Origin of the sequence: Streptomyces sp. NBC_01276, from assembly GCF_041435355.1 — a bacterium.
Classification (GTDB): Bacteria; Actinomycetota; Actinomycetes; order Streptomycetales; family Streptomycetaceae; genus Streptomyces.
On record NZ_CP108442.1, the window covers coordinates 6,121,152 to 6,136,263 of the forward strand.

15 protein-coding genes are annotated in these 15,112 nt (G+C 69.3%); 13 read left to right on the forward strand and 2 right to left on the reverse strand.

Features of this window, described 5'->3' with window-relative positions; genetic code table 11:
- Nucleotides 1-38 precede the first annotated feature (38 nt).
- The 3 genes from OG295_RS27515 to OG295_RS27525 all read left to right on the forward strand — a co-directional run bounded on the left by OG295_RS27515 (nt 39) and on the right by OG295_RS27525 (nt 2,865).
- The gene (locus tag OG295_RS27515) at nt 39-1,172 is read left to right on the forward strand and encodes a site-2 protease family protein (RefSeq protein ID WP_371681331.1); all 1,134 of its coding nucleotides are present in this window, start codon (nt 39-41) and stop codon (nt 1,170-1,172) included.
- An 18-nt stretch (nt 1,173-1,190) separates the two neighbouring features.
- Nucleotides 1,191-2,087: a tRNA (adenine-N1)-methyltransferase gene (locus tag OG295_RS27520; RefSeq protein WP_007263187.1), complete on the forward strand. Its 897-nt coding sequence runs from the start codon at nt 1,191-1,193 to the stop codon at nt 2,085-2,087.
- 181 nt (nt 2,088-2,268) lie between these two features.
- Nucleotides 2,269-2,865, forward strand: a complete 597-nt coding sequence (locus OG295_RS27525; protein WP_371679320.1) for a hypothetical protein — start codon at nt 2,269-2,271, stop codon at nt 2,863-2,865.
- A gap of 4 nt (nt 2,866-2,869) precedes the next feature.
- On the opposite strand, the gene OG295_RS27530 is transcribed toward OG295_RS27525, so the two are convergent.
- A complete protein-coding gene (locus tag OG295_RS27530) occupies nt 2,870-3,190 on the reverse strand; it encodes a ferredoxin (protein ID WP_030233599.1) in 321 nt (106 codons plus the stop codon).
- 264 nt (nt 3,191-3,454) lie between these two features.
- Between OG295_RS27530 and arc the strand changes: the two genes are divergently transcribed.
- From arc to prcA, 6 genes are all read left to right on the forward strand, one after another.
- Nucleotides 3,455-5,221 carry a proteasome ATPase gene (arc, locus tag OG295_RS27535; protein ID WP_266838169.1) on the forward strand — a complete coding sequence of 589 codons (1,767 nt, stop codon included), beginning with the start codon at nt 3,455-3,457 and terminating at the stop codon, nt 5,219-5,221.
- A 264-nt stretch (nt 5,222-5,485) separates the two neighbouring features.
- Nucleotides 5,486-6,997: a depupylase/deamidase Dop gene (gene dop / locus OG295_RS27540; RefSeq protein ID WP_030233605.1), complete on the forward strand. Its 1,512-nt coding sequence runs from the start codon at nt 5,486-5,488 to the stop codon at nt 6,995-6,997.
- A 184-nt stretch (nt 6,998-7,181) separates the two neighbouring features.
- Nucleotides 7,182-7,394 (forward strand): ubiquitin-like protein Pup, encoded by a 213-nt coding sequence (locus tag OG295_RS27545; RefSeq protein ID WP_030233608.1) that lies wholly within the window; start codon nt 7,182-7,184, stop codon nt 7,392-7,394.
- Nucleotides 7,395-7,430: 36 nt separating this feature from the next.
- A complete protein-coding gene (locus OG295_RS27550) occupies nt 7,431-8,030 on the forward strand; it encodes an endonuclease VII domain-containing protein (protein WP_030234210.1) in 600 nt (199 codons plus the stop codon).
- Complete coding sequence (prcB, locus tag OG295_RS27555) at nt 7,982-8,821, forward strand: proteasome subunit beta (protein ID WP_030233611.1); 840 nt, start codon at nt 7,982-7,984, stop codon at nt 8,819-8,821. Before OG295_RS27550 ends, prcB begins: the two co-directional genes overlap by 49 nt.
- A 46-nt stretch (nt 8,822-8,867) precedes the next feature.
- Nucleotides 8,868-9,632, forward strand: a complete 765-nt coding sequence (gene prcA, locus OG295_RS27560) for a proteasome subunit alpha (RefSeq protein ID WP_078950451.1) — start codon at nt 8,868-8,870, stop codon at nt 9,630-9,632.
- Nucleotides 9,633-9,692: 60 nt separating this feature from the next.
- Here prcA and OG295_RS27565 read toward each other — a convergent pair whose 3' ends face one another.
- Complete coding sequence (locus OG295_RS27565; protein WP_285539288.1) at nt 9,693-10,691, reverse strand: LacI family DNA-binding transcriptional regulator; 999 nt, start codon at nt 10,689-10,691, stop codon at nt 9,693-9,695.
- A 136-nt stretch (nt 10,692-10,827) separates the two neighbouring features.
- Here OG295_RS27565 and OG295_RS27570 point away from each other — a divergent pair, with 136 nt between their 5' ends.
- The 4 genes from OG295_RS27570 to OG295_RS27585 all read left to right on the forward strand — a co-directional run bounded on the left by OG295_RS27570 (nt 10,828) and on the right by OG295_RS27585 (nt 15,066).
- Nucleotides 10,828-12,090, forward strand: coding sequence for an MFS transporter (locus OG295_RS27570; protein ID WP_285539289.1), 1,263 nt, complete (start codon nt 10,828-10,830; stop codon nt 12,088-12,090).
- A 58-nt stretch (nt 12,091-12,148) separates the two neighbouring features.
- Nucleotides 12,149-13,510 carry a Pup--protein ligase gene (pafA, locus tag OG295_RS27575; RefSeq protein ID WP_030233622.1) on the forward strand — a complete coding sequence of 454 codons (1,362 nt, stop codon included), beginning with the start codon at nt 12,149-12,151 and terminating at the stop codon, nt 13,508-13,510.
- 127 nt (nt 13,511-13,637) lie between these two features.
- The gene (locus OG295_RS27580; protein ID WP_371679322.1) at nt 13,638-14,645 is read left to right on the forward strand and encodes an FKBP-type peptidyl-prolyl cis-trans isomerase; all 1,008 of its coding nucleotides are present in this window, start codon (nt 13,638-13,640) and stop codon (nt 14,643-14,645) included.
- 28 nt (nt 14,646-14,673) lie between these two features.
- On the forward strand, nt 14,674-15,066 hold the full coding sequence (locus OG295_RS27585; RefSeq protein WP_266838160.1) for an FKBP-type peptidyl-prolyl cis-trans isomerase: 393 nt from the start codon (nt 14,674-14,676) through the stop codon (nt 15,064-15,066).
- Nucleotides 15,067-15,112: the final 46 nt, after the last annotated feature.

Sequence of the window (15,112 nt, forward strand, 5' to 3'; positions counted from 1 at the left end):
GCACGCCCAAGCGCTCCGACCCGGGCGGCGGGATCCTGATGGGCCGCCCCTTCGGCGTACCCGTCTACGTCTCGCCCAGCTGGTTCCTCGTCGCCGCCCTCATCACCTGGGTCTTCGGCGACCGGCTCGACCAGGTCCTGCCCGACCTCGGCCCGGCCCGCTACCTCGTCTCCCTCTTCTTCGCCGTCGCCTTCTACGCCTCCGTCCTCGTCCACGAACTCGCGCACACCATCGCCGCGCTCCGCTTCAAACTCCCCGTGCGCCGCATCCAGCTCCAGTTCTTCGGCGGGGTCTCCGAGATCGAGAAGGAATCCGAGACGCCCGGCCGCGAATTCGTCCTCGCCTTCGTCGGCCCCCTCCTCTCCCTCGTCCTCGCCGGACTCTTCTACCTCGGCATGAAGGCCGTCGACCCCGCCACCGTCCCCGGCGTCCTCCTCGCCGGCCTCATGATCTCCAACCTCCTCGTCGCCGCCTTCAACCTCCTGCCCGGCCTCCCCCTCGACGGAGGCCGCATGCTCCGCGCCGTCATCTGGGGCATCACCGGCAAACCCATGACCGGCACCGTCGCCGCCGCCTGGGTCGGCCGCGGCCTCGCCGTCACCGTCCTCCTCGGGCTCCCCCTCCTCACCCACACCGGACTCCTCGGCAACCGCACCCAGGAGATCGGCGGCATGGACACCGTCATGGACGCCCTCCTCGCCGCCATCCTCGCCGCGATCATCTGGACCGGCGCCGGCAACAGCCTCCGCCTCGCCCGCCTGCGCGAGCACCTCCCCGAACTCCAGGCCCGCGCCCTCACCCGCCGCGCCATCCCCGTCGAGAACGCCACCCCCCTCTCCGAAGCCCTCCGCCGCGCCAACGAAGCCGGAGCCCGCGCCCTCGTCGTCGTCGACGGCCACGGCGACCCCACCGCCATCGTCCGCGAAACCGCCATCGCCTCCGTCCCCGAACACCGCCGCCCCTGGGTCGCCGTCAGCACCCTCGCCCAGGACCTCACCGACGGCATGAAGGTTTCAGCCGAGCTCACCGGCGAAGAACTCCTCGACCACCTCCGCGCCACCCCCGCCAGCGAATACCTCGTCCTCGAAACCGGCGGCGAGATCTACGGCGTCCTGTCCACCCTCGACGTCGAGAAGGCCTTCGTGAAGGCCATGGCGCGGCCCCAGTCCTGAACCCAATACACTGGTCACATGTCCGAACCGACCGGTGCCGCCCGCCGACGCGGGCCCTTCGAGGTCGGGGACCAGGTTCAGCTCACCGACCCCAAGGGCCGCCACTACACGTTCACGCTCGAAGCCGGGAAGAATTTCCACACCCACAAGGGTTCCTTCCCGCACGACGAGCTGATCGGTGCTCCCGAGGGCAGTGTTGTCCGCACCACGGGCAACGTCGCGTACCTCGCGCTGCGCCCCCTGCTCCCCGACTATGTCCTGTCCATGCCCCGCGGCGCCGCCGTGGTCTACCCCAAGGACGCGGGCCAGATCCTGGCCTTCGCCGACATCTTCCCCGGCGCCCGCGTCGTGGAAGCAGGAGTGGGCTCCGGCTCCCTGAGCAGCTTCCTGCTGCGCGCCATCGGCGACCAGGGCATGCTCCACAGCTACGAGCGCCGCGCGGACTTCGCCGAGATCGCCACGGCCAACGTCGAACGCTACTTCGGCGGCCCCCACCCCGCGTGGCAGCTGACCGTGGGCGACCTCCAGGACAACCTGTCCGACACCGACGTCGACCGCGTGATCCTCGACATGCTCGCCCCCTGGGAGTGCCTGGAGGCCGTCTCCAAGGCCCTCGTCCCCGGCGGCATCCTCTGCTGCTACGTGGCCACCACCACCCAGCTCTCGCGCACCGTCGAATCCATCCGCGAATTCGGCTGCTACGCCGAACCGCAGCCCTGGGAATCGATGATCCGCAACTGGCACGTCGAGGGCCTCGCCGTCCGCCCGGACCACCGGATGATCGGCCACACCGGCTTCCTCGTCACCGCCCGCCGCCTCGCGGACGGCGTCGAGCCCCCCATGCGCCGCCGCCGCCCCTCCAAGGGCGCCTACGGCGAGGACTACGAGGGCCCCGGCAGCGACCGCTCCGCCTAGGACCCGTCCTCACGCCCAACACGAAAGCGCTGTGGCGCAGTTCCCCGGCCAACCCGGGAACTGCGCCACAGCGCCTTTTCGTTGCACCGGGGAAACCCACCCGGACCCGGCCGTTCCACCCCCGTGTGAGGTATGGCACGATGCTGGCTCCCCGTCACCCTTCGCACAGGAGACACCCCGCGTGCTGCACAGCCCCACCCCGCCGACCCCGGCACCGGACGTCCTGGCGCACCACCACACCCGACCCGTCCACTGGGTCGCCACCGCCTGCGCCATGGCCGCCGTCATAGCCGGCGCGGGACTGCTCCAGCCGGACCGGGCCACCGGAGCCACCCCCGGACCCACCGCGGCGAGCGGCCCGCCGGCCACCGCCCCCGACGCGCACGCCGTCACGTACCCCCTCGACTGCAAGGGGGCCCCACAGGTCGTCACGGACACCGCCGAAGGCGACCTCGACGGCGACGGCAGCCCCGAGACGGTCGTCGCCGTACGCTGCGACGCGGGCTCGGGCACCCCGCCCCACGCGATCTACGTACTCGCCCGCGACCGGCAACAGGGCGCCGCCCCCCGCGTCGTCGCCACCCTCCTCGACGCCGGCCGCCGGCAGACCGCCACCGAGCTCACCGTGAGCGACCGGACCGTCACCGCACGCCTCCTCGGCTACTCCTCGCCCTCGGTCCCGCGCTACAGCCCGGACGTGAAGCAGCTCGCCAAGTGGCGCTGGACCGGCGGGAAATTCCGCCAGGAGCTGACGGACTCGGCCGCCACACGTGTTTGAAGCGTCACTCCGCGTCCGGGCCGTACACCTCGACCCTGTCCGAAACGCGCCTTACGTGAATGCAGTCGCCCGGACATTCCTTGGCCGAGTCGACCACGTCCTGGAGCAGCGTCAGCGGAACCGGAGTGGTCGCCCCCGCGTCCTGCAGCAGCTCGTCCTCCGGGCTCTTCACGTACGCCAGACCGTCGATGTCCAGCTCGAACACCTCCGGCGCGTACTGCACGCAGATGCCGTCCCCGGTGCAGAGGTCCTGGTCGATCCAGACCTCAAGCGGCTCCCCGGCCTCGCCGGTACCGCCCGTCGGGGCCTCCTGCTGCACGGTCATATCTCCTGCCGTTTCCTGCCCTGAGTGATCCGTCCCGGACACAACTCGCGACAAGTCGCGCGAGCCCTGACGGGTGTTGAACAGTTCGACCTTACAACCGGCTGCTTTCCGATGTTGAAGGGTGGGTATTTCCCTGGCGTGAGGGAGTACGCAAGGGTGAAGATCGGACACACCTCTACCGTCTTTGTGATCTAGGGGTTTCAATCACCACCAGCCCAGGTAGGGTCAGGAAGCGTCCAGCTCCCCTTGGAGGAGGTGAGGACCGTGGCAGCCCACGACGACGACATCAACCGCGGCATCCGGCCCGGGCGAGGGTCTGAGGACCCCGCTGGCCAGGTTGCCTATCTAGAGCAGGAAATCGCCGTCCTGCGACGCAAGCTCGCCGACTCTCCGCGTCACACGAGGATTCTCGAAGAGCGGATCGTCGAGCTCCAGACGAATCTGGCAGGCGTCTCCGCGCAGAACGAACGACTGGCGAACACCCTCCGTGAGGCCCGCGACCAGATCGTGGCCCTCAAGGAAGAGGTCGACCGGCTCGCACAGCCTCCGGCCGGCTTCGGTGTCTTCCTGCAGGCGAACGAGGACGGCACCGTCGACATCTTCACCGGGGGGCGCAAGCTCCGCGTGAACGTGAGCCCCAGCGTCGAACCGGAAGACCTCCGGCGCGGCCAGGAGGTCATGCTCAACGAAGCGCTCAACGTGGTCGAGGCCATGGAGTTCGAGCGCGCCGGCGACATCGTCACCCTCAAGGAGATCCTGGAGGACGGCGAGCGCGCCCTGGTGGTCGGGCACACCGACGAGGAAAGGGTGGTGAGGCTCGCCGAGCCGCTCCTGGACATCACCATCCGCCCCGGCGACGCCCTGCTCCTGGAGCCCCGCTCCGGCTACGTCTACGAAGTGGTCCCCAAGAGCGAGGTCGAGGAACTCGTCCTCGAAGAGGTCCCGGACATCGACTACGACAAGATCGGCGGCCTGGGCGACCAGATCGAGCTGATCCGCGACGCCGTCGAGCTCCCCTACCTCTACCCCGACCTCTTCAAGGAGCACGAACTGCGGCCCCCGAAGGGCATCCTGCTGTACGGCCCTCCCGGCTGCGGCAAGACGCTCATCGCCAAGGCCGTCGCCAACTCCCTTGCCAAGAAGGTCGCCGAGGTGACCGGCCAGCCCGCCGGGAAGTCCTACTTCCTGAACATCAAGGGCCCCGAACTCCTCAACAAGTACGTCGGCGAGACCGAGCGGCACATCCGCCTCGTCTTCCAGCGGGCCCGTGAGAAGGCCAGCGAGGGCACCCCCGTCATCGTCTTCTTCGACGAAATGGAGTCCCTCTTCCGCACCCGCGGATCCGGCGTCAGCTCGGACGTGGAGAACACCATCGTCCCCCAGCTCCTCGCCGAGATCGACGGTGTGGAGGGCCTGGAGAACGTCATCGTCATCGGCGCCTCCAACCGCGAGGACATGATCGACCCCGCCATCCTGCGCCCCGGCCGCCTCGACGTGAAGATCAAGATCGAGCGCCCGGACGCGGAGGCCGCCAAGGACATCTTCGCCAAGTACCTCAAGGCCTCGCTGCCCCTGCACACGGACGACCTGTCCGAGCACCAGGGCTCCACGGCCGGCACCGTCCACAGCATGATCCAGACCGTCGTCGAGCAGATGTACGCCGAAACCGAGGAAAACCGCTTCCTCGAGGTCACGTACGCCAACGGCGACAAGGAAGTCCTCTACTTCAAGGACTTCAACTCGGGCGCGATGATCCAGAACATCGTGGACCGCGCGAAGAAAATGGCGATCAAGGCCTTCCTGGAGCACAACCAGAAGGGCCTGCGCGTCTCCCACCTCCTCCAGGCATGCGTGGACGAGTTCAAGGAGAACGAGGACCTGCCGAACACCACCAACCCGGACGACTGGGCCCGGATCTCCGGAAAGAAGGGCGAGCGGATCGTATTCATCCGTACCCTCGTCACCGGAAAGCAGGGCGCGGACACCGGACGCTCCATCGACACGGTGGCGAATACCGGCCAGTACCTCTGACCGAGCGGGGCGGCTGCGGGTGCCCTCACCGGGCACCCGCAGCCGACTGCTTTACCCCCCGGCATTGCCGCCCGCCCTTTTCGGCCGGTGACAGGGCAAAGTCAATGACTGAAATGATCTCCCCACCAGCGCGGAGTGGTTCTAGGCTCTTCCGTACCGCCTCCTCCGCAGTGCGGGGACGGACACCGCACATGACCCACCGGAGAACAAGCGGTACTTGAGCGCCGCTCCCGAACAGGAGCGCCGCCGGGCAAGGAGGGCCGCATGACCGTACGGCGAGTAATGGGGATCGAAACGGAGTACGGGATCTCCGTTCCGGGGCACCCGAACGCCAATGCCATGCTCACCTCGTCCCAGATCGTCAACGCCTACGCGGCGGCGATGCACCGGGCGCGACGCGCCCGCTGGGACTTCGAGGAGGAGAATCCGCTGCGGGACGCCCGCGGCTTCGACCTCGCCCGCGAGGCCGCCGACAACAGCCAGCTGACCGACGAGGACATCGGCCTCGCCAACGTCATCCTCACCAACGGCGCACGGCTCTACGTCGACCACGCGCACCCCGAGTACAGCTCGCCGGAGGTCACCAATCCGCTCGACGCCGTGCTCTGGGACAAGGCCGGCGAACGGATCATGGCCGAGGCCGCCGAGCGGGCCGCCCAGCTCCCCGGCGCCCAGCCCATCCACCTCTACAAGAACAACACCGACAACAAGGGCGCCTCCTACGGCACGCACGAGAACTACCTGATGAAGCGGGAGACCCCCTTCTCGGAGATCGTGCGCCACCTGACGCCCTTCTTCGTCTCCCGCCAGGTCGTCACCGGCGCGGGCCGCATCGGCATCGGCCAGGACGGCCGCGAGCACGGCTTCCAGATCAGCCAGCGCGCGGACTACTTCGAGGTCGAGGTGGGGCTGGAGACCACCCTCAAGCGGCCCATCATCAACACCCGGGACGAACCGCACTCCGACGCCGAGAAGTACCGCCGGCTCCACGTGATCATCGGCGACGCGAACCTCTCGGAGATCTCCACCTACCTCAAGCTCGGCACGACCGCGCTGGTCCTGTCGATGATCGAGGACGGGTTCATCAACGTCGACCTGGCCGTGGACCAGCCGGTGCGCACCCTGCACCAGGTCTCCCACGACCCGGACCTCCAGCACCTCATCACCCTGCGCAGCGGGCGCACCCTGACCGCCGTACAACTCCAGATGGAGTACTTCGAGCTGGCCAGGAAGTACGTGGACGAGCGTTTCGGGTCGGACGCGGACGAGCAGACCAAGGATGTCCTCACTCGGTGGGAGGACGTACTCGGCCGGCTGGAGACCGACCCGATGAGCCTGTCGGGAGAGCTCGACTGGATCGCCAAGCGGGAGATCCTGGAGGGCTACCGCAGGCGCGACGGACTGGGCTGGGACGCGGCCCGGCTGCACCTGGTGGACCTCCAGTACGCGGACGTCCGCCCCGAGAAGGGCCTGTACAACCGGCTGGTCGCCCGCGGGAAGATGAAGCGGCTCCTGGAGGAGCCGGCCGTGGAGCGGGCGGAGAGCAAGCCCCCGGAGGACACCCGGGCGTACTTCCGCGGGCGCTGCCTGGAGCAGTACGCGGACGACGTGGCGGCGGCCTCCTGGGACTCGGTGATCTTCGACCTCCCGGGCCGCGACTCGCTCCAGCGGGTCCCGACCCTGGAACCCCTGCGGGGGACCCGCAACCACGTCAAGGAGCTGCTGGACCGCTGTCGGACGGCGGAGGACCTGGTGCGGGTGCTCTCGGGGCAGTGAGGCCGCCTACGGGGGCCTGAAAGGGTCCCGTTCCGGGAATCATGAGAAAACCCGGACGTTATGAAAGTGCGGGGACGAATGTCGGACCCTCCTTGTAGGGTCCGACGTAGGGTCTGATCTTGAGAGGTCCCGAATCCCGGGGTCTTTCCATGTGGGCGTGCGAACCGAGCGGGGTGAGGTAGACATGGCGACCAAGGACACCGGCGGCGGACAGCAGAAGGCGACGCGCTCGACCGAGGAGGTCGAGGAGGCGGCGGTCGAGGAATCGACCGACCTCAAGGAGCGGCAGGAAAAGCTCTCCGACGACGTCGACTCCGTACTTGACGAGATTGACGATGTACTCGAGGAAAATGCCGAGGATTTCGTTCGGAGCTTCGTACAAAAAGGCGGCGAATAGCCTTCGAATCCAAGGTGAACTCGCCAGCATTGGGTCATGTCCAATGGAACCAAGTGGTGTCGCGGCTGCAGCCGGGACGTGCCGCTGAGCGGATTCGCCTCAGATCGGAATCGTGGGGACGGCCTGCAGCCGAGGTGCCGGGAGTGCGTGGCGGAGTACGGAGCCCTGCACTACCGGCGCCGCCAGGCGGCCAGGGGCAAGGTCGTCAAAGAGAAAGTGGACGTTCCGTCCGGTCACAAGCTGTGCCGGCAGTGCGGTGAGGTCAAACCGCACAGCGAGTGGCACAGGAACGCTTCGGCGTCGGACGGGTTGTCCACTCGCTGCAAGGCGTGTCGCGCCATCCAGGGCAGGGCTGGCCACTTGAAGCGTTCGTACGGCATCACCGAGGCGCAGCGCGATGCGATGATCGCCGCCCAGGGCGGGGTCTGCGTGGTCTGTCGGAATGCTCCGGCCGAGCACGTTGATCACGATCATCAGACGGGTAAGGTCCGAGGCGTACTGTGCTTCAGCTGTAACGCAGCCTTGGGGCAGTTCAAGGATCGGCCGGACGTCATACGGCGTGCAGCCGCTTACGTGGAAGGAAACCTGTGGAACCCAACACTCGTAGCACAGGGCGTCTACCGGCAGCCTTCCTGACGCCGGGGTCGTCGTCCTTCATGGACTTCCTGGGCGCGCACTCGCCCGAGATGCTGCCGGGCAACCGCAAGCTGCCCGAGGGCGTCGTCGAGGCGCCGCACGGGACGACCATCGTGGCCGCCACCTTCCCCGGCGGGGTCGTGCTCGCCGGTGACCGGCGGGCGACCATGGGGAACATGATCGCGCAGCGGGACATCGAGAAGGTGTTCCCGGCCGACGAGTACTCCGCGGTGGGCATCGCCGGTACGGCCGGCCTGGCCGTGGAGATGGTCAAGCTGTTCCAGCTGGAGCTGGAGCACTTCGAGAAGGTGGAGGGGACGACCCTCTCCCTGGAGGGCAAGGCCAACCGGCTCTCCACCATGATCCGGAGCAATCTGGGCATGGCGATGCAGGGGCTGGCCGTCGTGCCGCTGTTCGCGGGGTACGACGAGGCCAAGGAGAAGGGCCGGATCTTCTCCTACGACGTGACCGGCGGCCGCTCCGAGGAGCACGGCTACGCCGCCACCGGTTCGGGCTCGATCTTCGCCCGGGGCTCGATGAAGAAGCTGTTCCGTCCCGACCTGACGGAGGAGCAGGCCACCACGCTGGTCGTGCAGGCGCTGTACGACGCCGCCGACGACGACTCGGCGACCGGCGGTCCGGACCTGTACCGGCACATCTATCCCATCGTCACCGTCATCACCGACGAGGGCTTCCGCAGGCTGACCGACGACGAGTCGCAGGAACTCGCCCGTACGGTCACCAACCGTCGTCTTGAGCAGCCCGACGGCCCGCGCGCCGCCCTGCTCTGACCATCCGTCGCCCCGTAGGAGCCCAGAAGAAAGGGACGGACAGCCGGTGTCGACTCCGTTCTATGTGTCACCCCAGCAGGCCATGGCCGACCGGGCGGAATACGCCCGGAAGGGCATCGCCCGCGGTCGCAGCCTTGTCGTGCTGCAGTACGCCGACGGCATCGTGTTCGTCGGCGAGAACCCGTCCCGCGCGCTGCACAAGTTCAGCGAGATCTACGACCGGATCGGCTTCGCGGCCGCCGGCAAGTACAACGAGTACGAGAACCTGCGGATCGGCGGTGTGCGGTACGCCGATCTGCGCGGATACACCTACGACCGCGACGACGTGACGGCCCGTGGGCTGGCGAACGTGTACGCGCAGACGCTCGGCACGATCTTCTCCTCGGCCGGGGAGAAGCCGTACGAGGTGGAGCTGGTCGTCGCCGAGGTGGGTGCCACGGCGGCCGGGGACCAGATCTACCGGCTGCCGCACGACGGCTCGATCGTGGACGAGCACGGCTCGGTCGCGGTCGGCGGGAACGCCGAGCAGATCAGCACCTTCCTCGACCAGCGGCACCAGGACGGGATGACCCTGTCCGAGGCGCTGAAGCTGGCGGTGCAGGCGCTGTCCAGTCAGGCCAACGGCGCGGACAAGGCGATTCCGGCTGAGCGGCTGGAGGTGGCGGTGCTGGACCGTACGCGGTCGCAGCAGCGCAAGTTCAAGCGGATCCGCGGCCGGCAGCTGTCGCGGCTGCTGGAGGCGGACGTTCCGGCGGCCGCCCAGGCGGATGCCGTGTCGAACGACGAGGCGCCGGAGGACGACGCCGAGTAGGGCGTGCGTGCGCGTGGGGCCCCGGTCCGCCGTTTCCGGCGGGCCGGGGCCCCTGTGCGTTCAGGGGGTGGGGGCGGGGCCCGAGGAGTCGCGGACGACGAGTTCGACGGGGATGTCGGGGGCGGTCCAGGGGGTGCCTTCGAGGACGGCGAGGAGGGCGGTCATGCCCTGTTCGCCGACGAGCTCGGCCGGGAGGCGGACGGTGGTGAGCTCGGGTTCGACGGCGGTGGCGAGGCCGAGGTCGTCGAAGCCGGTGACGGAGAGGTCCTCGGGGACGCGCAGGCCGAGGCGGCGGGCGGCCTTGCAGGCGCCGGCGGCCAGGATGTCGTCGTCGCAGACGATGGCGGTGGGCCGGTCGTGGGGGCCGGCGAGGGCCGCCTCCATGGCCGTGCGGGCGGCGTCGACGGTGAGCGCGGCCCGTACGGTGCGCAGCTCGGTGGTGGGGCCGAGGCGGGCGGCGAGGGCGCGGGCGCGGACGTCGAAGGTCCAGGTCTCGATGTCGGCGGCGAGGTGGAGGAAGCGGCGGTGGCCGTGGCCGAGGAGGTGGGTGGTGACCTGGTGGACGCCGTCGGTCATGGCGAGGTTGACGTGGGCGGCGGCGGTTCCGGCGGTGGGGTCGCTGTCGAGCATGACGAGGGGGAGGCCGTCGCCGCCGATGGCGGTGAGGGCGTCGGCGGCCATGGAGGAGGCGATGACCCCGTCGAGGGCGGCGCGGGCGGAGGCGAAGGGGTCGCGGGCGGGGCCGGTGCCGTCGGGGGAGGGGTAGAGGACGACGCCGAAGCCGTGGTCGGCGGCGACGCGGGCGGCGCCGGTGTAGACGCGGGCGAAGAACTCGTTGGTGAGGGCGGGGACGACGAGGAGGGCGGTGCGGGTGCTGCCGAGGCGGAGGTTGCGGGCGGCGAGGTTGGGGCGGTAGCCGAGTGCGGTGGCGGCTTCGCGGACGAGGGTGGCGGTGCGTTCGGAGACGCGGCCGCGCCATTTGTCGCCGAGGACGAGGGAGACGGTGGCCTGGGAGACCCCGGCGGCGGTGGCCACGTCGCGGCTGGTGGGTCTCGTCACACGGTGCTCCTGAAGTGCGAGGTGGGAGGGGGTGGGGGTGGTTCGGCGGGTGGACCTGTGGACTGCCGCCATGGTACGTATGACGGGTCAAGTTATACGTATTACTCCGGCAGGGTCCGGGCAGAAGGGGGCGGACATGGCCGCGGGATACGCGGAGCTGCTCAGGACCCGGCACGCGGCGAGGCTGCTGGCGGGCACGCTGTTGGGCCGGCTGCCGAACGGCACCGGGCCGATCGCGATCGTGCTCTTCACCCGGGCCGAGGGGGGCAGCTACAGCCTGGCGGGCGCGCTCGCGGCGGCGTACGGGCTGGCCAACGCGGTGGGTCAGCCGCTGCTGGGGCGGGCGGTGGACCTGTTCGGGCAGCCGCGCGTGCAGCTGCCGGCGGCCGTGGTCTCGGCGCTGGGCATGGTGTGGCTGGCCCTGGCGGGTACGGGTTCGGCGGCCGCGGCCTACGCGGCGGTGGTGATCGCGGGCCTGTTCACGCCGCCGCTGGAGGGCGGTCTGCGGGCGCTGTGGCCCAAGGTGCTGGGTGGCAAGGAGGAGCGGGTGCACGCCGCGTACGCCGTGGACGCGGTGGCCCAGGAGGTCATGTACACGGTCGGGCCGCTGCTGGTGACCCTGTTCGTGGCGCTGTGGTCGCCCGCGGTGGCGCTGCTGGCGCTGAACGGGCTGGGGGTGCTGGGCGCGCTGTCGGTGGTGGTGTCGGAGCCCTCGCGCACGTGGCGTTCCGAGCCGCGCGAGGCGCACTGGCTGGGGGCGCTGCGTTCGCGCGGGCTGCTGGCGCTGCTGGGGGCGTTCTTCTTCGTGGGGATGGCGCTGGGGGCGATCACGGTGGCCGCGGTGTCGTACGCGGACGGTCACGGCGGTCAGGCGGTGTACGGCTGGCTGCTGGCGGCCCTGGGGCTGGGTGCGCTGGTCGGCGGCGTGTTCTACGGGGCGCGGCAGTGGGCGGGTGCGCCGGAGCGGCGGCTGCGGCTGCTGGTGGCGTTGCTGGCGGTGTGTTACCTGCCGTTGATGGTGCCGGTGGGTGCGGTGGCGATGGTGGGGCTGTCGGCACTGGCGGGGGTGTTCCTGGCCCCGTCGCTGGCGTGTGCGTTCGTGGTGGTGGACCGGCACGCCCCGGCGGGCACCCTGACGGAGGCGTTCTCCTGGCTGGTGACGTTCTTCGGGGTGGGCGCCGCCATCGGTACGGCGGCGGCCGGTCCCGCGGTGGAGGCGGGCGGCACGGTGGCGGGCTACGCGGTGGCCTGCGGGGCCGGTGTCGCGGCGCTGCTGGTGCTGACGGTGACTCAGCGCGCCCTGTCCGGCGGGGGTCGCAGCCGCGCCGTGGCGGGGTCCTCGACGGGGCCGGTGGAGGGTGCCGCGGGGGCCGTCGTGGAGCCGATGGTCAAAAACTGATCGGAACGCCGCTCTCGAACCCGGTTTCAGAAGAGGGCAGAAGGCGTAATGTTCAGTCATGGACCGCCGCATTTTCGGGCTGGAGAACGAGTACGGCGTCACGTGCACGTTCAGGGGACAGCGCCGACTGTCTCCTGACGAAGTGGCGCGCTACCTCTTCCGCCGTGTTGTGTCATGGGGCCGCAGCAGCAATGTCTTCCTGCGGAACGGCGCCCGTCTGTACCTCGACGTGGGATCGCATCCGGAATATGCAACTCCCGAATGCGACAACCTGATCGAACTGGTCACCCACGACAAGGCCGGCGAGCGCATTCTCGAAGGCCTGCTCGTCGACGCAGAACGTCGCCTGCACGAGGAGGGAATCGCGGGCGACGTCTACCTCTTCAAGAACAACACCGACTCGGCGGGCAATTCGTACGGTTGCCACGAGAACTATCTCGTGGCCCGGCACGGAGAATTCTCCCGCCTGGCGGACATCCTGATTCCCTTCCTCGTCACGCGCCAGCTGATCTGTGGCGCGGGCAAGGTGCTCCAGACCCCGCGGGGCGCGGTCTACTGCGTCAGCCAGCGGGCGGAGCACATCTGGGAGGGCGTCAGTTCCGCGACGACCCGGTCCCGGCCGATCATCAACACCCGGGACGAGCCCCACGCGGACGCCGAGCGCTACCGGCGCCTGCACGTGATCGTCGGGGACTCGAACATGTCCGAGACGACCATGCTGCTCAAGGTCGGGGCCACCGACCTGGTGCTGCGCATGATCGAGGCGGGCACGGTGATGCGGGACCTGACCCTGGAGAACCCGATCCGGGCGATCCGGGAGGTCAGCCACGACATCACCGGTCAGCGCAAGGTGCGCCTGGCCAGCGGTCGCGAGGCGTCGGCCCTGGAGATCCAGCGCGAGTACTACGAGAAGGCGCTGGACTTCGCCGAGCGGCGGGGCATCCGCACCGGGGTGGTGGAGCAGGTCCTGGAGCTGTGGGGCCGGACCCTGGACGCCGTGGAGGCCGAGGACCTGGACCGGATCGGCACGGAGATCGACTGGGTCATGAAGTACCAGCTGATCGAGCGGTACCGGGCCAAGCACAACATGACGATGTCCAATCCGCGGGTCGCGCAGATAGACCTCGCGTACCACGACATCCACCGCCGGCGGGGGCTGTACTACCTGCTGGAGCGCAAGGGGCAGGCGGCGCGGGTCTGCAACGACCTGAAGATCTTCGAGGGCAAGTCGGTGCCCCCGCAGACGACGAGGGCCAGGCTGCGTGGCGACTTCATCCGCCGGGCGCAGGAGCAGCGGCGGGACTTCACCGTCGACTGGGTGCACCTGAAGCTCAACGACCAGGCGCAGCGGACCGTGCTGTGCAAGGACCCGTTCCGGTCGGTGGACGACCGGGTGGAGAAGCTCATCGCCGGCATGTGAGCCGGTGGTCCGGGGACCCCGTGCGCGGTGGCGTGCGGGGTCTTCGCACGCCACCGCCTTGTCGCGGAGGGGCAGCCCGTAGAGTGGGCCGCTAGGACGGACCATTCCAGCGACCCTGAGGACCACTGTGCGACGCCGACTTGCTGCCGCGCTCATCGTGCCGGCTCTGATGCTCACCGCGGCCTGCGGAGGGGGCGACGACTCCGGGAAGAAGGACTCCGCGTCTCCGTCGGCCGACGCCTCGAAGCCCGCCGACGTTCCGAAGCCGGTGGACTCCGCGGACCCGATGCCGTCGGTGGCGGGCGAGGCGGGGAAGAAGGCGGAGATCACCGTCCCCAAGGGCGACCCGAGCGGCAAGTTCGTGGTGCACACCGTCACGGAGGGCAGCGGCCCGGAGATCAAGAAGGACGACCTCGTCCTGACGAAGTACACCGGCAAGGTCTGGAAGAGCGGCAAGGACCTCCAGGGTTCGTACGACAAGGACGGCCAGCCGCTGGTCGTGCCGGCCGGTTCGCAGTCGATCCTGCCGCTGTTCAGTGACTCGGTGCTCGGCAAGAAGGTCGGCAGCCGTGTGCTGGTCGTCGCCCCGCCGGCGGCGGCGTTCGGTGCGCAGGGCCAGCCCCAGCTGGGGGTCGGGCCGACCGACAACCTGGTGTTCGTGCTGGACCTGGATTCGGTGATGCCGAAGAAGGCCGAGGGCACGCAGGCGCCGATCCCGTCCGACCTGCCGCAGGTGAAGGCGGACAAGGACGAGGCCGCGACGATCACGGTCCCGAAGAACGACCCTCCGAAGGAGCTGGTCGACAAGGTCCTGATCGAGGGCAAGGGTCCTGAGGTCAAGTCCGGCCAGACCGTGTACATGCAGTACAGCGGTGCGGCGTGGGCGCCGAACCAGGGCAAGGACGCGGCGAAGCTGTTCGACACGTCCTGGAAGACCGGGGCGCCGTTCTCGACGGTGATCGGTCAGGGCCAGGTCATCGAGGGCTGGGACAAGGGCCTGGTGGGCAAGAAGGTCGGCAGCCGCGTGCTGCTGGTGATCCCGCCGGAGCAGGCGTACAAGGATCAGGCCAAGGGCGAGGACCTGCCGGCCAACTCGACGCTGGTCTTCGTCGTGGACATCGTCGGGGCAGTGTAAGACTGTTCCGGTTGACCGTTTCGTACGTATGAGGAGCAGTTCCGTGAGCCAGAAGCTCGAGAAGCCCGAGATCGACTTCCCCGAGGGCCCGGTTCCGACCGACCTCGTCATCGAGGACATCTGGGAGGGCGACGGCGCCGAGGCCAAGGCCGGTTCCATGGTCTCCGTCCACTACGTGGGCGTGGCCTTCTCCACCGGTGAGGAGTTCGACGCTTCGTGGAACCGCGGCTCCGCGCTGCAGTTCCCGCTCGGTGCCGGCCGCGTCATCGCGGGCTGGGACCTGGGCATCGCGGGCATGAAGGTCGGCGGCCGTCGCAAGCTGACGATCCCGGCGCACATGGCCTACGGTGACCGCGGCGCGGGCGACGCGATCGCCCCGGGCGAGACGCTGATCTTCGTCTGTGACCTGATGGCCGCCTGATTCACCGGCAGTCACCGTGAGGGCCCCCGCCGTGAGGCGGGGGCCC